Origin of the sequence: Pseudomonas sp. NUPR-001 (genome assembly GCF_052147955.1) — a bacterium.
GTDB lineage: Bacteria > Pseudomonadota > Gammaproteobacteria > Pseudomonadales > Pseudomonadaceae > Aquipseudomonas.
The window spans coordinates 1,452,595-1,473,771 of record NZ_CP197353.1 but is presented as its reverse complement, the minus strand read 5'-3'; the positions used below and the strand labels follow the sequence as shown (position 1 = coordinate 1,473,771).

At 61.0% G+C, this 21,177-nt stretch carries 22 protein-coding genes; 11 read left to right on the top strand and 11 right to left on the bottom strand.

Features of this window, described 5'->3' with window-relative positions; translation table 11 throughout:
- The first annotated feature begins 4 nt into the window (after positions 1 to 4).
- Together ACP6KB_RS06815 and ACP6KB_RS06810 are read left to right on the top strand one after the other, a co-directional pair.
- Positions 5 to 715 (top strand): DUF3108 domain-containing protein, encoded by a 711-nt coding sequence (locus ACP6KB_RS06815; RefSeq protein ID WP_442112766.1) that lies wholly within the window; start codon positions 5 to 7, stop codon positions 713 to 715.
- 230 nt (positions 716 to 945) lie between these two features.
- Complete coding sequence (locus ACP6KB_RS06810) at positions 946 to 1,128, top strand: hypothetical protein (RefSeq protein WP_442112764.1); 183 nt, start codon at positions 946 to 948, stop codon at positions 1,126 to 1,128.
- A gap of 46 nt (positions 1,129 to 1,174) precedes the next feature.
- On the opposite strand, the gene ACP6KB_RS06805 is transcribed toward ACP6KB_RS06810, so the two are convergent.
- From ACP6KB_RS06805 to ACP6KB_RS06775, 7 genes are all read right to left on the bottom strand, one after another.
- Positions 1,175 to 1,714 (bottom strand): DUF2058 domain-containing protein, encoded by a 540-nt coding sequence (locus tag ACP6KB_RS06805; protein ID WP_442112762.1) that lies wholly within the window; start codon positions 1,712 to 1,714, stop codon positions 1,175 to 1,177.
- Between the two features lie 25 nt (positions 1,715 to 1,739).
- Positions 1,740 to 2,570, bottom strand: a complete 831-nt coding sequence (gene mazG / locus ACP6KB_RS06800) for a nucleoside triphosphate pyrophosphohydrolase (protein WP_442112760.1) — start codon at positions 2,568 to 2,570, stop codon at positions 1,740 to 1,742.
- A gap of 67 nt (positions 2,571 to 2,637) precedes the next feature.
- Entirely contained in the window at positions 2,638 to 4,878 is a 2,241-nt protein-coding gene (relA, locus tag ACP6KB_RS06795) for a GTP diphosphokinase (RefSeq protein WP_442112758.1), read from the bottom strand.
- Between the two features lie 99 nt (positions 4,879 to 4,977).
- Positions 4,978 to 6,336, bottom strand: coding sequence for a 23S rRNA (uracil(1939)-C(5))-methyltransferase RlmD (gene rlmD / locus ACP6KB_RS06790; RefSeq protein ID WP_442112756.1), 1,359 nt, complete (start codon positions 6,334 to 6,336; stop codon positions 4,978 to 4,980).
- Entirely contained in the window at positions 6,336 to 7,238 is a 903-nt protein-coding gene (gene cysM / locus ACP6KB_RS06785) for a cysteine synthase CysM (RefSeq protein ID WP_442112754.1), read from the bottom strand. The genes rlmD and cysM overlap by 1 nt, the downstream gene beginning before the upstream one ends.
- 186 nt (positions 7,239 to 7,424) lie before the next feature.
- Complete coding sequence (locus ACP6KB_RS06780; protein ID WP_442112752.1) at positions 7,425 to 8,798, bottom strand: histidine kinase sensor domain-containing protein; 1,374 nt, start codon at positions 8,796 to 8,798, stop codon at positions 7,425 to 7,427.
- Complete coding sequence (locus ACP6KB_RS06775) at positions 8,770 to 9,486, bottom strand: response regulator transcription factor (protein ID WP_442112750.1); 717 nt, start codon at positions 9,484 to 9,486, stop codon at positions 8,770 to 8,772. The genes ACP6KB_RS06780 and ACP6KB_RS06775 overlap by 29 nt, the downstream gene beginning before the upstream one ends.
- Positions 9,487 to 9,703: 217 nt before the next feature.
- On the opposite strand from ACP6KB_RS06775, the gene ACP6KB_RS06770 reads away from it, so the two are divergent.
- The 4 genes from ACP6KB_RS06770 to ACP6KB_RS06755 all read left to right on the top strand — a co-directional run bounded on the left by ACP6KB_RS06770 (position 9,704) and on the right by ACP6KB_RS06755 (position 14,382).
- Positions 9,704 to 12,457, top strand: coding sequence for a response regulator (locus ACP6KB_RS06770; RefSeq protein ID WP_442112748.1), 2,754 nt, complete (start codon positions 9,704 to 9,706; stop codon positions 12,455 to 12,457).
- 65 nt (positions 12,458 to 12,522) lie between these two features.
- Positions 12,523 to 13,512, top strand: coding sequence for a 2-hydroxyacid dehydrogenase (locus tag ACP6KB_RS06765; RefSeq protein WP_442112746.1), 990 nt, complete (start codon positions 12,523 to 12,525; stop codon positions 13,510 to 13,512).
- Positions 13,513 to 13,543: 31 nt separating this feature from the next.
- The gene (locus ACP6KB_RS06760; RefSeq protein ID WP_442112744.1) at positions 13,544 to 13,981 is read left to right on the top strand and encodes a hypothetical protein; all 438 of its coding nucleotides are present in this window, start codon (positions 13,544 to 13,546) and stop codon (positions 13,979 to 13,981) included.
- On the top strand, positions 13,978 to 14,382 hold the full coding sequence (locus ACP6KB_RS06755) for an META domain-containing protein (RefSeq protein WP_442112742.1): 405 nt from the start codon (positions 13,978 to 13,980) through the stop codon (positions 14,380 to 14,382). The genes ACP6KB_RS06760 and ACP6KB_RS06755 overlap by 4 nt, the downstream gene beginning before the upstream one ends.
- Before the next feature lie 74 nt (positions 14,383 to 14,456).
- Here ACP6KB_RS06755 and ACP6KB_RS06750 read toward each other — a convergent pair whose 3' ends face one another.
- On the bottom strand, positions 14,457 to 14,921 hold the full coding sequence (locus ACP6KB_RS06750; protein WP_442112740.1) for a TlpA disulfide reductase family protein: 465 nt from the start codon (positions 14,919 to 14,921) through the stop codon (positions 14,457 to 14,459).
- A gap of 86 nt (positions 14,922 to 15,007) precedes the next feature.
- Here ACP6KB_RS06750 and arsC point away from each other — a divergent pair, with 86 nt between their 5' ends.
- Genes arsC through ACP6KB_RS06735 form a run of 3 tightly spaced genes read left to right on the top strand, consistent with a single transcriptional unit; the run spans position 15,008 to position 16,366 of the window.
- Positions 15,008 to 15,361 (top strand): arsenate reductase (glutaredoxin), encoded by a 354-nt coding sequence (gene arsC / locus ACP6KB_RS06745; RefSeq protein WP_442112738.1) that lies wholly within the window; start codon positions 15,008 to 15,010, stop codon positions 15,359 to 15,361.
- On the top strand, positions 15,358 to 15,963 hold the full coding sequence (gene wrbA / locus ACP6KB_RS06740; RefSeq protein WP_442112736.1) for an NAD(P)H:quinone oxidoreductase: 606 nt from the start codon (positions 15,358 to 15,360) through the stop codon (positions 15,961 to 15,963). Before arsC ends, wrbA begins: the two co-directional genes overlap by 4 nt.
- On the top strand, positions 15,956 to 16,366 hold the full coding sequence (locus ACP6KB_RS06735; RefSeq protein WP_442112734.1) for a DUF2069 domain-containing protein: 411 nt from the start codon (positions 15,956 to 15,958) through the stop codon (positions 16,364 to 16,366). Before wrbA ends, ACP6KB_RS06735 begins: the two co-directional genes overlap by 8 nt.
- 81 nt (positions 16,367 to 16,447) lie before the next feature.
- On the opposite strand, the gene ACP6KB_RS06730 is transcribed toward ACP6KB_RS06735, so the two are convergent.
- Together ACP6KB_RS06730 and ttcA are read right to left on the bottom strand one after the other, a co-directional pair.
- Positions 16,448 to 17,119: a DNA-3-methyladenine glycosylase I gene (locus ACP6KB_RS06730; RefSeq protein WP_442112732.1), complete on the bottom strand. Its 672-nt coding sequence runs from the start codon at positions 17,117 to 17,119 to the stop codon at positions 16,448 to 16,450.
- A 5-nt stretch (positions 17,120 to 17,124) separates the two neighbouring features.
- Positions 17,125 to 17,949: a tRNA 2-thiocytidine(32) synthetase TtcA gene (ttcA, locus tag ACP6KB_RS06725; protein ID WP_442112730.1), complete on the bottom strand. Its 825-nt coding sequence runs from the start codon at positions 17,947 to 17,949 to the stop codon at positions 17,125 to 17,127.
- A 271-nt stretch (positions 17,950 to 18,220) separates the two neighbouring features.
- Here ttcA and ACP6KB_RS06720 point away from each other — a divergent pair, with 271 nt between their 5' ends.
- Positions 18,221 to 18,820, top strand: a complete 600-nt coding sequence (locus tag ACP6KB_RS06720) for a Yip1 family protein (protein WP_442112728.1) — start codon at positions 18,221 to 18,223, stop codon at positions 18,818 to 18,820.
- A 205-nt stretch (positions 18,821 to 19,025) separates the two neighbouring features.
- Positions 19,026 to 19,520 carry a SprT family zinc-dependent metalloprotease gene (locus ACP6KB_RS06715; RefSeq protein WP_442112726.1) on the top strand — a complete coding sequence of 165 codons (495 nt, stop codon included), beginning with the start codon at positions 19,026 to 19,028 and terminating at the stop codon, positions 19,518 to 19,520.
- Between the two features lie 71 nt (positions 19,521 to 19,591).
- Here ACP6KB_RS06715 and ACP6KB_RS06710 read toward each other — a convergent pair whose 3' ends face one another.
- Positions 19,592 to 20,914, bottom strand: coding sequence for a dicarboxylate/amino acid:cation symporter (locus ACP6KB_RS06710; RefSeq protein WP_442112724.1), 1,323 nt, complete (start codon positions 20,912 to 20,914; stop codon positions 19,592 to 19,594).
- Positions 20,915 to 21,177: the final 263 nt, after the last annotated feature.

Here is a 21,177-nt window from a genome sequence, read left to right as displayed (position 1 = left end):
TACTATGCGTCGCGCCCTGCTCTTCGCTCTTGCCGTGCTCGCACTGCCGCTTCAGGCAGCAGACCTCAAGCCATTCTCGGCCAGCTACACCGCTGACTGGAAGCAGTTGCCCATGAGCGGCACCGCCGAGCGCAGCCTGGAAAAGAACGCCAACGGTACCTGGAGCCTGAACTTCAAGGCATCGATGATGATCGCCAGCCTGACAGAGCAAAGCACCCTGCGCCTGGACAAGGACACCCTGTTGCCACAGACCTACCACTTTGAACGTGGCGGCCTGGGCAAAGCCAAGAAGGTCGATCTGAACTTTGACTGGAACAGCAAGCAGATCACCGGCACCGATCGTGGTGACGCGATCAAGCTGCCGCTGAACCGTGGCGTGCTCGACAAGTCCACCTACCAACTGGCCCTGCAGCACGACGTGGCTGCCGGCAAGAAAAGCGTGAGCTACCAGGTGGTTGATGGCGACGAAATCGACACCTACGACTTCCGCGTTCTGGGTACCGAAAAGGTCACCACCAAAACCGGCCAGGTCGATGCCATCAAGGTTGAGCGCGTACGCGACCCAAGCCAGAGCAAACGTATTACCGAACTGTGGTTCGCCAAAGATTGGGACTACCTGCTGGTACAACTGCGCCAGGTCGAGACCGACGGCAAAGAGTACGTGATCGTGCTGCAAGACGGTACGGTTGATGGCAAGGCTGTCAAAGGCAACTGATTACTGAACCCCGCCCAGTGCGGGGTTTTTTATGGGCTGTAGGAGCGGGCTTGCCCCGCGATTGCGGTAAACCTGGCACACCGCAATCGCGGGGCAAGCCCGCTCCTACAGTAAGCCCTCCCCCACATGAAAGATGTTTCATGAGGCAAGCATTTACTTAGTCAGCTAACAAATTCTATAAAAGAGACCTGCGACAAAGTGCCGCAGTTAACTGAACCTGGAGTTTGCAGATGACTGTCAAAGTAACTGAGCGCGACGAAAGCAAAATGTCTTATGAAAGCCTGGCAGCAGGTCTGCGCATCTGGGATGTGCACCAGCAGGATGAGCTGGTGGGCATGTTCCACAATGAGCATGAAGCCCATGATTACCGGATTGAACTTGAGTTCCTGGAAAGCAGGCAGCAGCCGCAATAACGCCCTCCAGAAAACACAAACCCCGCCGAAGCGGGGTTTGTCGTTTTTACCACATCAGATCGTCAGGGATGACGTAAGCGGCGTACGGATCATCGGCATCCGGCGCTTCAACCTGGGTATTGAGCAAGACAATACGCTTGGGATCGCGCTCCTGGATCTTCAAGGCCGCCTCGCGAGGGATCACTTCGTAGCCACCGCCGTGGGCAACGATGGCCAGCGAGCCGCTGCTCAGCTTGCTGCGCATCAGGGCGTTGACCGACAGGCGCTTGACCTTCTTGTCGTCGACGAAGTTGTAGTAATCCTCGGTGGTCAGCTTGGGCAGGCGCGACACTTCGATCAACTGCTTGACCTGCGCCGCCCGGGCCTTCTGCTCGGCTTTCTCTTGCTGCTGGCGGTTGAGCTCCTGGTCGCGCTGGGCTTTTTCCGCCATCGCTTCCTTGGCCAACCGCTGCTGGCTATCGTCTACTTCGACCTGGCCCTTGTGTTCCAGGCGCTTCTGTTTCTTCTGCTCTTTGTTGACCTGCTTGACCTGCTTCTGGTTGACCAGACCGGCTTTGAGCAATTGGTCACGAAGGGAAAGGCTCATTGTTCACTCACTTATAAACTTCAGTTCAGCCGCAGCTGGGCTGGTTCTTTTCCTGACGTTTGGCTTCGCCCCACAGCGCATCCATGTCTTCCAGGGTGCAATCTTCAATCGGACGCCCGCTTTCGCGCAATGCCTGCTCAATAAATCGGAAACGTCGTTCAAACTTTTGGTTCGCGCCACGCAGGGCGTTCTCCGGATCAACCTTCAGGTGCCGAGCCAGGTTGACGGTGGCAAACAGCAAATCACCCAGCTCTTCGGCCAGCGCTGCGCTGTCATTATTGGCCATTGCCTCGAGCACTTCGTCGAGTTCTTCACGGACCTTGTCCAGCACCGGCAAGGCATCCGGCCAATCGAAGCCGACCTTGGCCGTGCGCTTTTGCAGCTTGGCGGCGCGGGACAATGCGGGCAAGGCTGCCGGCACATCATCGAGCAACGACAGCTGTTCAGGAACGCCCTTCTCGGCGCGCTCCTGAGCTTTGATCTCTTCCCAGCGTTGCTTGACCTGGGCCTCATCGAGCTTCGGCGCATCCAGCGGCGCGTACAGCTCGCCGGTAGGAAACACATGGGGATGGCGGCGGATCAGCTTGCGGGTAATGCTGTCAATCACCCCGGCAAACTCGAAACGGCCTTCTTCACGGGCCAGTTGGCTGTAATACACCACCTGAAACAGCAGGTCGCCCAGCTCACCCTGCAAATGCTCGAAATCGCTGCGCTCGATGGCGTCGGCCACTTCGTAGGCTTCTTCGAGGGTATAGGGAATGATCGTTGCGTAGGTCTGCTTGAGGTCCCACGGGCAACCGTACTGCGGGTCACGCAGGCGGGCCATGAGGTGTAGCAGGTCATCCAGGTTGTACATCTCGGGTCCTTATCGCGGGGCATGCCCGCTCCTACTGTAGGAGCGGGCTTGCCCCGCGATCATGATTTCAAGGGGTACGATTACGCCGCGTCTCGATGATGTTCGGCAACTGCGATATCCGCCCGAGCAACCGCCCAAGCGCATCCAGCCCCGGAATCTCGATGGTCAGCGACATCAGCGCGGTGTTGTCTTCCTTGTTCGAGCGGGTATTGACCGCCAGAACGTTGATCCGCTCGTTGAGCAGTACCTGGGAGACGTCACGCAGCAAGCCCGGACGGTCGTAGGCACGAATGATGATGTCGACCGGGTAGGTCTGCACCGGCACCGGGCCCCAGCTGACCTGGATGATCCGCTCGGGCTCGCGCCCCGCCAGTTGCAACACCGAGGCGCAGTCCTGACGGTGAATCGTTACCCCACGCCCTACGGTGATGTAGCCGACAATCGCATCGCCTGGCAGCGGTTGGCAGCAACCGGCCATTTGCGTCAGCAGGTTGCCAACACCCTGAATCTGGATATCGCCACGCTTGCCTGGCTTGTACCCGGTCGCCTTGCGCGGCACCAGCTCAACGTGGCCACTGCGCTCCGGCTCAACCAACTGCTGGGCAGCGTTGACCAGGTGCGCCAGGCGCAAGTCACCGGCCCCCAGCGAGGCGAACATGTCTTCAGCCGCCTTGAGGTTGGCTTTTTCCGCCAACCGCTCAAAGTCGACCTGCGGCAGGCCCAGGCGGTTGAGTTCACGCTCAAGCAGGGTTTTGCCGGCGGCCACGTTCTGGTCACGGGCCTGCAGCTTGAACCAGTGAACGATCTTGGCCCGCGCCCGCGAGGTGGTGACGTAACCGAGGTTGGAGTTCAGCCAGTCACGGCTCGGGTTGCCGTGTTTGCTGGTGATGATCTCGACCTGCTCACCGGTCTGCAGGCTGTAGTTGAGCGGTACGATCCGTCCGTTGATCTTCGCGCCGCGGCAGTTGTGACCGATTTCGGTATGCACGCGGTAAGCGAAGTCCAGCGGCGTGGCGCCTTTGGGCAGGTCGATCGCATGGCCGTCCGGGGTAAACACGTAGACCCGGTCGGGTTCGATATCAACCCGCAGCTGCTCAGCCAGGCCGCCGATGTCACCCAGCTCTTCGTGCCACTCCAGCACCTGCCGCAACCAGGAGATCTTCTCCTCGTAATGGTTGGAGCTGGACTTGACGTCGGTGCCCTTGTAACGCCAGTGCGCACAAACGCCGAGTTCGGCCTCTTCGTGCATGGCGTGGGTACGGATCTGCACTTCCAGCACCTTGCCCTCGGGGCCGATCACTGCGGTGTGCAAGGAGCGATAGCCGTTTTCCTTGGGGTTGGCGATGTAGTCGTCGAATTCTTTCGGGATATGCCGCCAGAGGGTGTGCACGATACCCAGCGCGGTGTAGCAATCGCGCATTTCCGGCACCAGTACACGCACGGCGCGCACGTCGTAGATCTGGCTGAATTCCAGGCCTTTGCGCTGCATTTTGCGCCAGATCGAATAGATGTGCTTGGCCCGGCCACTGATGTCGGCCTTGACCCCGGTAGCCAGCAACTCATTCTGCAGCTGGTTCATCACATCGCTGATGAACCGCTCACGGTCCAGGCGGCGCTCGTGCAGAAGCTTGGCGATCTGCTTGTACTGCTCCGGCTCCAGGTAGCGGAACGACAGGTCTTCCAGCTCCCACTTGATATGGCCGATGCCCAAGCGATGCGCCAGCGGGGCGTAGATATCGAAGACTTCGCGGGCGACGCGGTGACGTTTTTCGTCGTCGGCGCCTTTGACCGCACGGATCGCGCAGGTACGCTCAGCCAGCTTGATCAGCGCCACGCGCACGTCATCAACCATGGCCACAAGCATTTTGCGCAGGTTCTCGACCTGCGCCTGGGAACCCAGCACCAGCGACTGGCGAGGGCTGAGACTGGCGCTGATGGCGGCCATGCGCAGCACGCCGTCGATCAGTTTTGACACCACCGGGCCAAAGCGTTGACCGACTTCGGCCAGGGTCACCTTGCCTTCGCGCACGGCGCGGTAAATCACTGCGGCTACCAGCGAATCCTGGTCAAGCTTGAGGTCAGCGAGGATTTCGGCAATTTCCAGGCCGGCCTGAAAACTGGAGGTGCCATCGGCCCAGGAATGCTTGGCCGGGTTCCCCTTTTTCTCGATTTCCTGAGCGAACTCGCAAGCCGCCTTGAGGGCTTCACGGTCCAGCGCCAGGTCGACGCTCACCACATGATCCAGCCATGCTTCGAGATTGATACTGCCGTCTGTGTTGACCGGCTGGTGCACTCTCACCTGTACCATCTTTGTTTACCTTTCCCTACAGCGCATTCGCGATGCGCTTGAAATCACTGGTGCTGCCCCTGCCGGACCCAAGGTGCAGCGCCTGACGCGCCAGTCCCGCTAGCCCGCTTCGAATAACGCCATGGCTTCGACATGCGCCGTTTGAGGAAACATGTCGAGAATCCCGGCACATTTTAGCCGGTAACCCTGCCTGACCAGCTCGAGCGTGTCGCGGGCCAGGGTTGCCGGGTTGCACGATACATACACCAGACGTTTCGCCCCAAGGTCTGCGATATTTCGCACTACCTCGTAAGCACCGTCTCGCGGTGGGTCCAAGAGTACCGCAGAAAAGCCTCCAGCGGCCCAGCCGGAGGCAGACAAAGGCTGCGATAAATCGGCCTGAAAAAACTGCGTATTATGCAAATTGTTGTTTCGTGCATTGGCCGCTGCCCGCTCGACCATTGCCTGTACCCCTTCAACCGCCACCACTTCGCGCACCTGACGGGCCAGCGGCAAGGCAAAATTGCCCAGGCCGCAGAACAGATCGAGTACGCGCTCGTCGGCTTGCGGCGCCAGCCAGGCCAGCGCCTGCTCGATCATTGCCGTGTTGACCTCAGCGTTGACCTGCACAAAGTCCCCAGGCCGGTACGCCAGCTCCAGGTTCCAGGGTGTCAGGGTAAAGCCGAGGCTCTGACTGGCATCAACCGGATAAGGTTCACCGTCACCGTGTAACCACAGCTGCACGTTGGCCTCGGCGCAAAACGCCTGTACCCGCGCAAGGTCTGCATCTGCCAATGGCGCGGTGTGGCGCAGCAGCAAAGCCACTGCGGTACCACTGAACAACTCGACATGGCCAACCACCTGCGGTTTGCTCAAGCTCTGCAACAGCAGCGGCAAATGACGCATGATGGCCTGCAAGGGTTGTACCAGCACCGGGCAGTCATCGATGGCGACGATGTCCTGGCTGGCTTCAGCGCGGAACCCGACGTCGAGCTTTTTCGCTTTGTTGTCCCAGCGCACCGCGACCCGCGCACGACGCCGGTAACCAAACTCAGGACCGCTCAACGGGCTGGCCCAGCGCTCAGGGACGACACCGGCAACGCGCTGCAACTGCTCAGCCAGCAAGCGCTGTTTCAGCGCCAGTTGATCGGCATGCGGCAGGTGCTGCAAATTGCAGCCGCCGCAGCGATCGAAATGTTTGCAGGGTGCTTCACGGCGTTCCGGGCTGGCGGTGAACACCCGCTCCAGACGCGCTTCGACCACTTTGCCGTGGGCGTTGAGCACCCGTGCTTCAACCTCTTCCTCGGCCAGCGCACCACTGACAAACCAGGTGCGCCCTTCGAGAAAAGCAATGCCGCGACCATCACCGGTCAGGCGCTCAATACGCAAGCGCTGCTTTTTGCCGGTGGGGATCTGCGGAGTACGGCTACCGCCGGCCGGCTGGAAGCGCAGGCCGCTGTTACGTTTACTTTTGGACATCAGTTCGCCGCGTCGAAAATGCCGGTCGACAGGTAACGGTCGCCACGGTCACAAATGATTGCCACGATCACGGCGTTTTCCAGCTCGCGCGACAGCCGCAACATGGCTGCCACTGCACCACCAGAAGACACGCCACAGAAAATGCCCTCTTCTCGGGCCAGACGGCGAGTCGTCTCTTCAGCTTCACTCTGCGCCATATCGACCACGCGATCGACACGATCGGCCTGGTAGATTTTCGGCAGGTATTCTTCAGGCCAGCGACGGATGCCCGGAATAGCCGAGCCTTCCATCGGCTGCAGACCGACGATCTGTACCGCTGGGTTCTGCTCTTTGAGGTAACGCGAGCAGCCCATGATGGTGCCGGTGGTGCCCATGGAACTGACGAAATGGGTAATAGTGCCCTGGGTCTGCTGCCAGATTTCAGGGCCGGTGCTGACATAGTGGGCTTCGGGATTGTCACCGTTGCCGAACTGGTCGAGTACCAGGCCACGGCCGTCGGCTTGCAGACGATCTGCCAGATCGCGCGCGCCTTCCATGCCTTCTTCCTTGCTGACCAGAATCAGCTCGGCGCCATAAGCGGTCATGGCCGCCTTGCGCTCGGCACTGGAGTTGTCAGGCATGATCAGGATCATTTTGTAACCTTTGATCGCCGCCGCCATGGCCAAGGCGATCCCGGTATTGCCCGAGGTCGCTTCGATCAGCGTGTCGCCTGGCTTGATCTGCCCACGCAGTTCGGCGCGGGTGATCATCGACAGCGCTGGGCGGTCCTTGACCGAACCTGCCGGGTTATTACCTTCAAGCTTGAGCAGGAGGGTGTTGCTGGTCTCACCGGCAATGCGCTGAAGGCGGACCAGAGGCGTGTTGCCGACGCAATCGGCGATGGTTGGGTACTGCAAGGTCATGGCGTAGTTCGCAATCCAGACTGCGGGGGCGCCTATCATACCGGCAAACGCGCGTTGCCCATATCACGCAATGTGTAGGGGTTATAGCGCAAAGCTATAAGCTGTAGGAGCGGGCTTACTGTGGGAGCGGGCTTGCCCCGCGATTGCGGTGTGTCAGTCACATCGTATCGCGGGGCAAGCCCGCTCCTACACGGCGATTGGCAGTTGGATGTTCAGGCGCAAGCCTTCACCGGTGTTCTGCGCCCACAAGCGGCCGCCCTGACGGGCGATGGCGTTGCGGGCGATGCTCAGGCCCAGGCCAAATCCACCATCCCCCGGACGCGAACCGTCCAGCCGGGTAAACGGCGCGAAGATGCGCTCCAGCTCAGACTCGGCCACCCCCCCGCCCTGATCTTCCAGCCACAGTAGCCAGTGATCGCCCTGACGACGCCCATCCAGGCGAATCACGCCGGTAGCAGGCGAATGGCGGATGGCATTGCGCAGGATGTTCTCCAGCGCCTGCGCCAGGGTGTTGAGGTTACCCTGCACCCAACACGAGGCATCCAGCGCGCAATGCAGTTGCGCCGTCGGCCAGGTGCTTTCGAAACAGGCATCCTCAGCGAGCATCTCCCACAACGCCTGAACCTGGATGGGCTCTTTGCTCAGCGGTGCCCGCTCGGTGTCGAGCCAGGCCAGTTGCAAGGCGTCTTCCACCAGTCGCTGCATGCAATCGATTTCTCGACTCACGCGGTCGCGAAGTTGCTCGGCGTCCACTTCACCTTCGCTGGCGACGCGCAGCCGACTCAAGGGTGTGCGCAACTCGTGGGACAGGTCACGCAACAACTGTTGCTGCAAGGCAACCGTGCCCTGCAGGCGTTCGGCCATGTCATCGAAGGCACGGCCCAGCTCGCCCAGCTCATCCCGGCGGCTGGTGGTACTGCTGGCTACCCGTGCCGACAGTTGATCCGCGCGCCAGGCGTTGGCCTGCTCGCGCAGCTGGATCAACGGCATGATCAACATGCGGTACAACCCTACGCACAGCAACAGGGTGAACAAACCGGGAATGATGCCGTTGGTCATGATCCGCCAGAACAGGCGGTACTGGCCGGGTAACAGGCGTTGCGGCAATTCAATCACCAGCAATCCCTGCTCGGGGTGTTCAACAAAGGGGACGCGCATCCATGGCAAGCCGATCACGCGGCGGCTGACAGGCCAGTCGATACCGCGCAGGAAGGTGATTTTGCGCGCTTGTTCTGATGTCAGCGGGGTGCTGCTCAACGACTGCAAGTCGGGCCCGAGCACAGCGAGCCAGGTGTTTTCCTTGCTGGCCATGTCAACCAACCAGGCATCCACACCCGACTGCCCGCCCTGCTCCCAGGCCTGTTCGGCTTCGGCAGCATAGTGGGTCAGGGTCGCGCGCGCTTCTTTAGAAAGAAAAGCGTTCTGGGTTTCCATGTGCCGACCCCAGCTCCAGCTCAGGCCGATCATCAGCAAACAGAAGCCCACCAGCAGGATCGCCAGCTTCCAGAACAACGAGTGACGGCTGGGCAATTCAGTTGACCTCAGCGGCGCTGAGCACATAGCCCTTACCCCACACCGTGCGCACTTCCCGCTCTTGATAGCCGATAGCCTTGAGCTTGCGGCGGATCTGGCTGACATGCATGTCCAGGCTGCGGTCGTGACGTGCGTAGCCGCGCTGTAGTACTTGCTGGTAAAGGAAGGCTTTGCTCAGCACTTCTTCATGGCTGCGGTGCAGCGTGTCGAGCAGACGGTACTCGCTCAGGGTCAAACCCGCCCAGCGCTCGCCGCAGTGCACATCACAGGCCTGCTCGTCGAACTGCAAGGCACTGACCGCGTGCGTGACTGGCGCCTGACGGCGGCGCTCCAGTGCCACACGGCGCAGGATCGCTTCGATACGCACCTGCAATTCAGCCATACTGAACGGCTTGGGCAGGTAGTCGTCGGCGCCGCGCTGGAAGCCACTGATACGGTCAGCCTCGGCGCCCAGGGCCGACATCATGATTACCGGCGTCGAGCTGCTTTCGCGAAACTTTGCCAGCACGTCCAGACCATTGAGGCCCGGCAGCAGGATGTCCATCAGCACCACATCGAAACGTGACTGGCGCGCGACATCCAGGCCGTCGCGCCCACTTCTGCACCAGGTGACCTTGAAGCCGCCACGTTGCAGTGTTTCGTGCAGGTGCGCGCCGAGAACGGGATCGTCCTCAATGGCAAGTATGGTGGATTCACTAACGACTTCGGGATTCATTGGCGGGTGCTAGCAATTCTCAGTTACGCGATTATTGAGTAATTGCCTTGCTCATTCAACCCGCAACTGCTGGCCGGGGCTGCCACTAAGATTTTGCCCACGTCGAAAATAGCTACAAATGAGTGCATTGCGTCAGCAGGCGCGGTACTTTTCCGATTTGCTCCGTCGCTTAGCGCCGACGGCGATTTACAGCACTTGCCAGGCACAGGAGAGTTGCGTGCTCAACAGTTTGGGAATCCGCAGCCGCGTATTGCTGCTGGCCTTGATGCCTGCCGGCCTGATGGCGTTGGTGCTGGGCAGCTATTTCACCTGGCTGCAGCAGAGCGAGCTGCAAACCCAATTGCTGCAGCGCGGCAAGATGATCGCCGAGCATCTGGCGCCTTTGGTGGCACCGGCCCTGGCGCGCCACGACCTGGCACAGCTGGAGCGCGTCGCCGCGCAAACCCTGGAACAAGCCGATGTGCGCGCCGTCGCCCTGCTCAGCCCGGAGCGCAACAACCTTGCCCACGCGGGGCCGAGCATGCTCAACCAGGCCCCGGCCGGTGGCGGCACTGAGCTATTGCAACGCACTGGCCGTGATGCGACCCGCTACTTGCTGCCGGTATTCGGCCACCATCGTGACCTGGCCGGCGAACATATTCCCAGCGAAACCGATCGGCTGCTGGGCTGGGTAGAAATCGAGCTGTCCCACGACGGCACGCTGTTGCGCGGCTACCGCAGCCTGTTTACCAGCCTGCTGCTGATATTTTTCGGCCTGCTCGCCACAGCCCTGCTGGCGATGCGCATGAGCCGCACGATCAACGACCCGATCGGTCAGATCAAGCACGCGGTGACCCAGCTCAAGGACGGCAACCTGGAAGAGCGTCTGCCGGCCATGGGCAGTTACGAAATGGATGAGCTGGCCGCCGGTATCAACCGCATGGCCGAATCCCTGCACAACGCCCATGAAGAGTTGCAGCACAGCATCGACCAGGCCACTGAAGATGTGCGCCAGAACCTGGAAACCATCGAGATCCAGAACATCGAGCTGGACATGGCGCGCAAGGAGGCCCTGGAGGCCAGCCGGATCAAGTCCGAGTTCCTCGCCAACATGAGCCACGAGATTCGCACGCCGCTCAATGGCATTCTCGGCTTCACCCACCTGCTGCAGAAAAGTGAGATGACCCCGCGTCAGCTCGACTACCTCGGCACCATCGAGAAGTCGGCCAGCAGCCTGCTGGGAATCATCAACGAGATTCTCGACTTCTCCAAGATCGAGGCCGGCAAGCTGGTGCTCGACAGCATTCCATTCAACCTGCGCGACCTGATCCAGGACACCCAGACCATCCTCGCCCCTGCCGCTCACGCCAAGCAGTTGGAGCTGGTCAGCCTGGTGTACCGTGACACGCCGCTGTCGCTGGTGGGCGACCCGTTGCGGCTCAAGCAGATCCTCACCAACCTGATCAGCAATGCGATCAAGTTCACCCGCGAAGGCACCATCGTCACCCGCGCCATGCTCGAAGAAGAGCACGAAGACAGCGTACAACTGCGAATCAGTGTTCAAGACACCGGCATCGGCCTGTCCAGCCAGGATGTGCGAGCACTGTTTCAAGCCTTCAGCCAGGCCGACAACTCGTTGTCTCGCCAACCCGGCGGCACCGGCCTGGGCCTGGTGATTTCCAAACGCCTGATTGAGCAAATGGGTGGCGAGATCGGGGTCGACAGCACGCCGGGCGAAGGCTCGCAATTCTGGGTCAGTGTGCGCCTGCCCAAAGCCCGTGACGACGCCGAGGACCTGCCGCTGCAATCGCTGGTGGATCGCCGGGTAGCGATTGTCGATGCCCATGAGCTGGCGCGTCAGGCCCTGGAACACCAACTGGAAGACTGCGGCTTGCGGGTCACGGCGTTCAACTCAATCGATCCGCTGCTGCACGCCACGGCAGCAGCGCGGATGGCAGGCGAACCCTTTACCCTGGCGGTACTGGGGGTCAACCTCGACAGCGTATCGCCAGAGCGCCTGGGCCAATACATCCAACAACTGGAGCGCCTGGAGTGCCAGGCCCTGGTGCTGTGCCCGACCACCGAGCAGGCGCTCTATCACCCGTATCTGCCCAACGCCCACAGCCAGCTCCAGGCCAAGCCGGCCTGTACCCGCAAGTTGCGCCGCGCCCTGCTTGATCTGGTGCAGCCTCGACGCGGTATCAACGAGGCCCAGGCCAACAGCGAACAGCCGCTGCCGAAAGTACTGTGTGTCGACGACAACCCGGCCAACCTGCTGCTGGTGCAGACCTTGCTCGAAGACATGGGCGCCTCGGTGCTGGCGGTCGACAGTGGTTATGCCGCCGTGCAGGCCGTGCAGGATGAACGCTTCGATCTGGTGTTGATGGATGTGCAGATGCCGGGCATGGACGGTCGCGAGTGCACCGAGCAGATCCGCCGCTGGGAAAGCAGCCAGAACGGCGCACCGCTGCCGATCGTCGCCCTCACCGCGCACGCCATGGCTAACGAAAAACGTGCCTTGCTGCACAGTGGGATGGACGACTACCTGACCAAACCGATCAGTGAGCGGCAACTGGCGCAAGTGGTGCTCAAGTGGACCGGGCTGAACATCGCCGCGCCGCACAGTGAACGCCAGCCAGAACGCATCGCCAACAACAGTGAACTCAAGGTGCTCGATCCGGAGGAAGGCTTGCGCCTGGCGGCTGGCAAACCCGACCTGGCTGCCGACATGCTGGCCATGCTGCTGGCTTCGCTGGAAGCCGACCGTGAGGCGATTCGCATCGCCCGCGATGCCGCCGACCGCAATGGGGTGATCGAACGGGTGCACCGCCTCAACGGCGCCTCTCGCTACTGCGGGGTGCCACAATTGCGCGCCGCCTGCCAGCGCAGCGAAACCCTGCTCAAACAGAATGACCCCGAAGCACCCCATGCTCTGGACGAGCTGGACCGGGCGATTATCCGACTCACTGCCCAGGCGCGCCTGAGCGCCTGATCTGCAGCAAGATGACGAACAGCCCTTACGGCTAAAGTGACCCGCAATCGACTCAGGAAGACCCCATGCGTGTACTGTTTTTCAGCAGCCAGACCTACGATCAGGACAGCTTCAACCACGCCCCGGCGACCCACGGCCTGGAGCTGCATTTCCAGCCCGCACGCCTGACTGAAGACACCGCCGCGCTTGCCGGAGGCCATGAAGTGGTCTGCGCCTTCATCAACGATGACCTCAGTGCCCCGGTGCTTGAGCGCCTTGCCGCAGGCGGTACGCGCCTGATCGCCCTGCGCTCGGCCGGTTACAACCATGTCGACCTGGCGGCAGCAAAACGCCTGGGCCTGGCGGTGGTACGCGTCCCCGCCTACTCCCCCCACGCCGTCGCCGAGCATGCCGTCGCCCTGATCCTGGCCCTCAACCGGCGTTTGCACCGTGCCTACAACCGCACCCGCGAAGGCAACTTCAGCCTGCATGGCCTGACCGGCTTCGACCTGCACGGGAAAACCGTCGGCGTGGTCGGTACCGGCCAGATCGGCGCCACCTTTGCGCGGATCATGGCCGGTTTCGGCTGCCAGCTGCTGGCCTACGACCCCTACCCCAACCCCGAACTGCTGGCCCTCGGCGCACGCTACCTGGAACTGCCCGAACTGCTGCGCCAGGCACAGATCATCAGCCTGCATTGCCCATTGACCGAGCACACCCGCCACTTGATCAACGCACAGAGCCTGGCCCAACTGCAGCCCGGCGCCATGCTGATCAACACCGGACGCGGCGCGCTGATCGATACCCCGGCGCTGATTGAAGCCTTGAAGGAGGGTCAATTGGGCTACCTCGGCCTGGATGTCTACGAAGAAGAAGCCCAACTGTTCTTCGAAGACCGCTCCGACCTGCCATTGCAAGACGACGTGCTGGCGCGCCTGCTGACCTTCCCCAACGTGATCGTTACCGCCCACCAGGCGTTCCTTACCCGTGAAGCCCTGGCGGCGATTGCTGAAACGACACTCGACAACATTACCCGCTGGGCGGCAGGCAATCCGCAAAACTTGGTCGAGGGTTGATGCTAGGATACGCGGCAGATTTGGAGGACCCATGGTCGAACACGATTTCCGCTACAACCTGTTTAACCCGCAACACACCCTGATCGAATGCCGCGCCCTGGTGCCAGGCCGCTACCAGGTGACTGGCAACGGTGGCTCGATCCAGAAGCACGATGTTTTGCTGGTCACCCTCAAGGGCAGCAAAGACTTGTCCATGCGCCTGACCGTGGAAACCGTACGCCACCTGATCAACCCGACCGGTCAATGGGTCGCGGTTGCCAGTGGCCCGGTGTTTGGCGAGCTGGCCATCCACACTTGGCAAGTCAATTGCGACAGCTGCCAGGCCAACCTGAGCTTCGAGTTTGCGGTTGATGCCAAGCTGGGCAAAAAAGCCCTGCAGCCTGCCGCCACTGCCCGCATTGCCGAACTGGGCTGGAGCAGCCGTAGCGACAAGCACCTGTGCCCGAAATGCAAGGAGACGGCCCAGTGAAAACCCTGTTGCTCTCAGCCCTGGCCGGCACCACCCTGCTGGGGTGCGCCGCAGAGCCGATGAAGCTGGAACAAGAGCGTAGCTATATTCTGGAATGGATCGGCGAACGCCCGTTGATGGACTACAGCCACCTGACCCTGACCCTGGCTGACGACGGCCGCGCCTATGGCAACGCGGGCTGCAACCACTGGTTCGCGCCTTACCAGCTGGACGGCCACACACTGACCTTCGGCAAAGTCGGCAGCACCCGCAAACTGTGCGCCCCGGCCTTGATGGAACAGGAAAAGCGCTTCCTGCAGGCGCTGGAGACGGTCCAGCGCTGGGACATCTCGCCGATCGAGCAGGTACGGTTCTGGCCTGCCGAAGGCAAGCCTTTGCGCTTTTGGCCTGAAGAGGGCTGAAATGCATCGCGGGGCAAGCCCGCTCCCACCAGTCCGGTAGGAGCGGGCTTGCCCCGCGATAGAACCCACCCCGATCAGCTACCCTTGTGCGCCTTGATCTTGGCGTTCAACCCTTCCAGGGTCTGCTCGCCCATCAACTGCTCACGTACCTTGCCCTTGTCATCGATGATGTAAGTCACCGGCAAGGCTTCGCTGCGCGGCAGCTCATAACGCTCGGCCGGGTCGCTGGCCAATACGGTGAAGCCGATCCCCAGGGCCTCACTGGCTTTTTTCAGCTCTTCTCCCTGCAGGCCATCGAAGTTCACCCCGACCACCTTGATGCCTTGCGCCTGCCACTGTTTAGCGGCGGCGTTGAGTTCCGGAATTTCAGTCCGGCACGGGCCACACCACTCGGCCCAGTAATTGAGCACCAGCCAGTGCCCGTCCATCTGCTCGGCTTTCACGGTCTGTCCGTTCTGGTCCAGGCCATAGTCTGCACCGCAACCACCGAGCAGCAAGCTCGCGGTGATGGCCAGTGCTGCTGCCAAACGCCTTGTCATGGGTCAATCCTTCTCGAAGATTCAAGCAAAATGCGAAGTCGCTGCGGTTAGAATAGCCGCCACACCCTGCTGGATGCGACCCGAACATGACTGACCTGACCCTCTATCACAATCCTCGCTGCTCCAAATCCCGTGGCGCGCTTGAAATTCTCGAAGCCCGCGGCCTGGCGCCAACGGTGGTTCGCTACCTGGAAACACCCCCCGATGCAGCCACGCTCAAGGCCCTGCTGGAAAAGCTGGGCATCAGCGCACGCCAACTGCTGCGCACCAGTGAAGACGAGTACAAAGACCTGAACCTGGCCGCCCCGGACTTAAGCGAGGCGCAGTTGATCGAGGCCATGGTCAAGCACCCGAAACTGATCGAGCGGCCGATCCTGGTCGCCGGTGACAAAGCCGTGATCGGCCGTCCGCCAGAGAAGGTGCTGGAGATCCTGCCGTGAGCGCACCGTACATTCTGATTCTGTTCTACAGCCGCCACGGCTCGACCAGCGAGATGGCGCGGCAGATTGCCCGTGGCGTCGAAATGAGCGGCCTGGAAGCGCGTATCCGCACCGTCCCAGCGATTTCCACCGAATGTGAAGCGGTCGCCCCGGACATTCCCGAATCCGGCGCGCTGTACGCCACCCTCGACGACCTGCGCCACTGCTCGGGCCTGGCCCTGGGCAGCCCGACGCGCTTTGGCAATATGGCCGCGCCGCTGAAGTACTTCATCGACGGCACCAGCAGCCTGTGGCTCAGCGGTGGCCTGGTCGGCAAGCCAGCGGCAGTGTTCACCTCTACCGCCAGCCTGCACGGCGGTCAGGAGTCGACCTTGCTGTCGATGCTGCTGCCGTTGATGCACCACGGCATGTTGATCATGGGCCTGCCCTACAGCGAGTCGGCCTTGCTGGAAACCCGTGGCGGTGGCACCCCGTATGGCGCTAGCCACCACGCCGGGGCCGACGGTAAACGCGACCTGGATGCCGACGAAATCGCCCTGTGCCGCGCCTTGGGGCAACGCCTGGCAACCACCGCCAAACTGCTGGAGAACAGCCGTGGCTAAAAAGCCCAAGGTGCTGCCCTCGTTAGACTGGCTGGCACCCCGCCTGCGCCTGGCGCGGGCGTTGAGCCTGGCGAGTTTTTTCGGCCTGATCGCGCTGCTGACGATCAACAACCTGATGTTCGCCGACCTGCACGGTGCGCGCATCGGGGTGATCCTGGCGGTCGAGTTGGTGCCATTGGCGCTGCTGTTGCCCGGGATGCTCCTGGGTAATGCACGTGCCCACGCCTGGACCTGCTTCGTGGTCAACCTGTACTTCATCAAAGGGGTACTGGCCGCCTTCGACCCGGCACGGGCGCTGTTCGGCTGGCTGGAAGTGGCGATCAGCCTGGCACTGTTTGTCAGCGCCTTGCTGTATGTGCGCTGGCGTTTTCAGTACGACCGGCGGTTGGCTGGAGAAAACTGAAACCTGTAGGAGCGGGCTTGCCCCGCGATGCGATGTGTCTGGCAGATCGCAATCGCGGGGCAGGCCCACTCCCACAGAGCACTAATGATTGACGGTGTGCGCCAACATCACTGACAACTGACACAGCGGCCGGCCACTTTCGGCATGCCACTGGTTGAACGCCGCCTGGACCAAGGCCAGATCGCGCTGGCTGGTCGGCGGCTTGTCGATGATGCCCTGGGCTATCAACGCCGCACTCATGTCATCGGTGGGGATGAAGGTGTCTTTGCCGACCATGCGCAAGAAACGCGGCGCCGACAGCCCACCGAGCTGATTGCCATGCTTGGCCAGAAACTTCCACAGGCCAACGATATCGGTCACCGGCCAGTCGGCAATGAAATTGCCAAAGCTGCCCTGCTGCTTTTCGACGTCGAGGATCATCTGCGCATTGCGCGGCACGCTCTTGAGCTTGCCCAGGTGACGGATGATCCGTGTGTCCTGCATCAGCCGCTCAAGGTGCTCGGCGCCCATCAGCACGACCTTGTGCGGATCAAAACCGAAGAACACCTGCTCGAAGGCTGGCCACTTGGCGTCTACCAGGCTGTGCTTGAGCCCAGCGCGAAACACCCGCAGGGCCAGCAGCGACAGGTAACGGTCGGCACTGAGGGCACGCAGTTGCTCTGCGCTTTTCGCCTGAGGCAGGTACGCCTCCAGCGCCTCGGCAGAGCCGAAGCGATTCAGGCAGTACTCATGCAGCCATTGATAGTCACGCATGCCGGTCAGAGGTTCAGCACGTCGAGAAAGCGAGGCGGCGCCGTGTCGTCGATCTTGAGGTTAACGAAGTCGAACAGGTTGCGGTCGGCCAGTTGCGACGGCACCACGTTCTGCAGGCCACGGAAGATGCTCTCGGTACGGCCCGGGGTTTTGCGTTCCCACTCCACCAGCATGTCCTTGACCACCTGACGCTGCAGGTTTTCCTGCGAACCGCACAGGTTGCACGGAATGATCGGGAATTCTTTCAGGTCCGAGTAAGCCTGGATGTCTTTCTCGCTGCAGTAGGCCAGCGGGCGGATCACCACGTTACGGCCGTCATCGGCGCGCAGCTTCGGCGGCATGGCCTTGAGCGTGCCGTTGAAGAACATGTTGAGGAAGAAGGTCTCGACAATGTCGTCACGGTGGTGACCGAGGGCCATCTTGGTCGCGCCGATTTCGTCGGCGAAGGTGTACAGGGTGCCGCGACGCAGGCGCGAGCACAGCGAGCAAGTGGTCTTGCCTTCCGGAACCAGCTCCTTGACCACCGAGTAGGTGTCTTTCTCGACGATGTGGTAATCGACGCCGAGGCTCTTGAGGTAGGCCGGCAGCACGTGCTCAGGGAAGCCCGGTTGCTTCTGGTCCATGTTCACCGCGACGATTTCGAACTTGATCGGCGCCACTTTCTGCAGGTACAGCAGAACATCGAGCATGGTGTAGCTGTCTTTGCCGCCGGACAGGCAGACCATGACCTTGTCACCGTCTTCAATCATGTTGAAGTCGGTGATGGCTTCGCCAGCGAGACGACGCAGGCGTTTTTGCAGTTTGTTCTGGTTGACCGAAAGGGTGCCCATAGCGCTTGGAATCCGCGAGGTGTGACAAAAGCGGGCTATTTTACGCACAAACCGCCGATAGGCGTAGGCCAATCCGATAAAGACTGCAAGGTGATTAGCCGCAGCACTGACAGCGCAATTTGCTCTAAAAAGCGGGCTTTGAGCAGCTAACTCCTTCCTATACTGCGACATAAGGCCACATCAAAGGTGACCTCGATCCTCTGGCCCCCATCACTTGGGGTCGCAAGCGCTCCGCTGGGGGGCGATGGCAACAACGGAAGGAGTGACTGGCATGATCCATCACGTTTTGGGGCTGTTTACCCATCCTGACCAAGAATGGAAAGAAATCCGTGGCGAGGAAGAAAGCATCAGCCACATGTACCTGACCCATACCCTGATACTGGCGGCAATCCCTGCGGTATCAGCGTTTATCGGCACCACCCAGGTCGGCTGGGTCATCGGCGATCGCGCCCCGGTCATGCTGACCCAGGAAAGCGCGCTATGGATGACCATCATGTCGTACCTGGCCATGCTGGCCGGCGTCGCCGTGATGGGTGCGTTCATTCACTGGATGGCGCGAACCTACGATGCCAACCCGAGTATGGCGCGCTGCATCGCGTTCGCCACCTACACCGCAACGCCGCTGTTCGTTGGCGGCCTGGCGGCGCTTTACCCCCACCTGTGGCTGGGAATGATCATCGGCACGGCAGCCGTGTGCTACACGGTTTATCTGCTCTATGTCGGCCTGCCGACCTTCATGAACATACCTTCAGATGAAGGCTTCCTGTTCTCGAGTTCGGTACTGGCGGTCGGCCTGGTGGTGCTGGTCGCCATCATGGCCTTCACCGTGATTGTCTGGGGACTTGGCGTGGGGCCTGTGTACACCAACTAGTAGGAGCGGGCTTGCCCCGCGATACGATGTGACTGAGACACCGCCATCGCGGGGCAAGCCCGCCCCTACCACTATAAGAAACACTGCAACATAGGCGCAGAAACCATCAGGCCACCGCAAGGTGGCCTGATGCTGTGCGCTGACAGGTGGCTCGGCAGTGCTGCGACGGTTGCGGCATAATTGCCGGTCAGGAGTGTTCCCCGATATGCCCGAACTGCTCAAATCACGCGTCGAAACCTGTTACCAGCAAGCCGAAACCTTTTTCAAGCGCCCCTTCCCTCGCCCTGAAGTCAGTTTCAAACTGCGTGGGCAAAAGGCTGGCGTCGCCCATTTGCATGAGAACCTGCTGCGTTTCAACCTGCAGTTGTACCGTGAAAACAGTGAAGACTTTCTCAAGCAAACCGTGGCCCACGAAGTTGCCCACCTGGTGGCGCACCAATTGTTTGGTGACCGTATCCAGCCGCATGGCGAAGAGTGGCAATTGATTATGCGTGGGGTGTACGAGCTGCCGCCTAACCGCTGCCACAACTATGCCGTGAAACGGCGCACGGTGACGCGCTACATCTATCGCTGCCCATGTGTAGACAGCGACTTCGCCTTCTCGGCCCAACGTCACAGCCTGGTGCGCCAGGGGCGGCGCTACCTGTGTCGGCGCTGTCGGCATACCTTGGTGTATAGCGGCGAGACGCGGGTGGAGTAGAAAGCATCGCGGGGCAAGCCCGCTCCCACACTGGGGGAGCGGGCTTGCCCCGCGAATAAGGCCGACGACTATTAGCGAGCCGGACCTTCAGCCACACCCAGATCATCCATCGGACGGGTATCAACCAGCGGCGAACCACCCGAAGCCAGCTCACTGTGCAGCTTGTCTTCGTCCAGCTCCTTGACCCACTTGGCCACCACCACGGTCGCCACGGCGTTACCGATCAGGTTGGTCAAGGCGCGGGCTTCAGACATGAAGCGGTCGATACCGAGGATCAGCGCCAGGCCGGCAACCGGCAGGTGGCCAACAGCCGACAGGGTTGCCGCCAGCACGATAAAGCCCGAGCCGGTCACGCCCGCAGCACCTTTGGACGCCACCAGCAGCACCAGCAGCAAGGTGATCTGGTGGGTGATGTCCATGGTGGTGTCAGTGGCCTGAGCGATAAACACCGCCGCCATGGTCAGGTAGATCGAGGTACCGTCGAGGTTGAACGAGTAGCCGGTCGGGATCACCAGACCCACTACCGACTTCTTCGCACCCAGGCGCTCCATTTTGGTCAGCATGCGTGGCAGGGCCGACTCGGACGACGAGGTGCCGAGTACGATCATCAGCTCTTCACGGATGTAGCGGATCAGCTTGATAACGCTGAAGCCGTGAGCGCGGGCAATACCACCCAGCACCACCAGAATGAACAGTACGCAGGTGACATAGAAGCAGGCCATCAGGTAGCCCAACTGCACCAGCGAACCCACACCGTACTGGCCGATGGTGAACGCCATGGCACCAAAGGCACCGACCGGCGCCAGCTTCATGATCATGTTGATGATGTTGAACATGACATGGGCGAAACGGTCGATCAGGTCGAGCAGCGGTTTGCCGTAGGCACCCAGGCGATGCAGGGCAAAACCGAAGATCACCGAGAACATCAGTACTTGCAGGATGTCACCGTTGGCGAAGGCGCCAACCACGGTGTTAGGGATGATGTTGAGCAGGAAGCCGACGGTGGTCTGCTGCGCGCCGGCGGCGGCATACGCGGCCACGCTGCTGGCGTTCAGGGTGCTGACGTCGATGTGCATGCCAGCGCCAGGCTTGACCACGTTGACCACGACCAGGCCGATGATCAGGGCAATGGTCGAGACGATTTCGAAGTAGAGCAGCGCATAGCCACCGGTCTTGCCGACCGACTTCATGCTTTGCATGCCAGCGATGCCGCTGACCACGGTGCAGAAGATGATCGGGGCAATAACCATCTTGATCAGTTTGACGAACCCGTCACCCAACGGTTTCAGGGCAACGCCGGTTTCAGGGTAGAAGTGGCCCAGCAGGATACCGATGGTGATCGCTACTAACACCTGGATATACAGCGATTTGTACAGTGGCTGACGCGTCGTCATGGCTATTTCCTCAAGTGTACCGGACCGATCCTTCCCAGGACGCGGGGGTACCTAAAGCGCGAACCCTCCTGCACTGGAGGGATTTGTTGTGTCGAGCTGCCTGGCAGAACTCTGTCTAGGCAATAGCAAGCCCGATGCCAAAATGCGCTTTAGCGGTGCAGACCCCGTATTTGCTGGGGTTCAACGCACAATGAGGAAGCAGAAATGCCGAGCGGCTTGGCGGATTTCCGCCCGACATGTTTTGCAAAGGGACAAGGATGGCG

Bases quoted from the DNA above. Each gene is read 5' to 3' on its own strand.
- ACP6KB_RS06815 (WP_442112766.1), top strand. From the start codon at position 5: ATGCGTCGCGCCCTGCTCTTCGCTCTTGCCGTGCTCGCACTGCCGCTT.
- ACP6KB_RS06780 (WP_442112752.1), bottom strand. From the start codon at position 8,798: ATGTGCTCAGCGCCGCTGAGGTCAACTGAATTGCCCAGCCGTCACTCG.
- relA (WP_442112758.1), bottom strand. From the start codon at position 4,878: ATGGTACAGGTGAGAGTGCACCAGCCGGTCAACACAGACGGCAGTATC.
- ACP6KB_RS06775 (WP_442112750.1), bottom strand. From the start codon at position 9,486: ATGAATCCCGAAGTCGTTAGTGAATCCACCATACTTGCCATTGAGGAC.
- ACP6KB_RS06710 (WP_442112724.1), bottom strand. From the start codon at position 20,914: ATGACGACGCGTCAGCCACTGTACAAATCGCTGTATATCCAGGTGTTA.
- rlmD (WP_442112756.1), bottom strand. From the start codon at position 6,336: ATGTCCAAAAGTAAACGTAACAGCGGCCTGCGCTTCCAGCCGGCCGGC.
- ACP6KB_RS06810 (WP_442112764.1), top strand. From the start codon at position 946: ATGACTGTCAAAGTAACTGAGCGCGACGAAAGCAAAATGTCTTATGAA.
- ACP6KB_RS06720 (WP_442112728.1), top strand. From the start codon at position 18,221: ATGATCCATCACGTTTTGGGGCTGTTTACCCATCCTGACCAAGAATGG.
- ACP6KB_RS06730 (WP_442112732.1), bottom strand. From the start codon at position 17,119: ATGCGTGACTATCAATGGCTGCATGAGTACTGCCTGAATCGCTTCGGC.
- ttcA (WP_442112730.1), bottom strand. From the start codon at position 17,949: ATGGGCACCCTTTCGGTCAACCAGAACAAACTGCAAAAACGCCTGCGT.
- ACP6KB_RS06715 (WP_442112726.1), top strand. From the start codon at position 19,026: ATGCCCGAACTGCTCAAATCACGCGTCGAAACCTGTTACCAGCAAGCC.
- ACP6KB_RS06765 (WP_442112746.1), top strand. From the start codon at position 12,523: ATGCGTGTACTGTTTTTCAGCAGCCAGACCTACGATCAGGACAGCTTC.
- arsC (WP_442112738.1), top strand. From the start codon at position 15,008: ATGACTGACCTGACCCTCTATCACAATCCTCGCTGCTCCAAATCCCGT.
- ACP6KB_RS06760 (WP_442112744.1), top strand. From the start codon at position 13,544: ATGGTCGAACACGATTTCCGCTACAACCTGTTTAACCCGCAACACACC.
- cysM (WP_442112754.1), bottom strand. From the start codon at position 7,238: ATGACCTTGCAGTACCCAACCATCGCCGATTGCGTCGGCAACACGCCT.
- mazG (WP_442112760.1), bottom strand. From the start codon at position 2,570: ATGTACAACCTGGATGACCTGCTACACCTCATGGCCCGCCTGCGTGAC.
- ACP6KB_RS06805 (WP_442112762.1), bottom strand. From the start codon at position 1,714: ATGAGCCTTTCCCTTCGTGACCAATTGCTCAAAGCCGGTCTGGTCAAC.
- ACP6KB_RS06750 (WP_442112740.1), bottom strand. From the start codon at position 14,921: ATGACAAGGCGTTTGGCAGCAGCACTGGCCATCACCGCGAGCTTGCTG.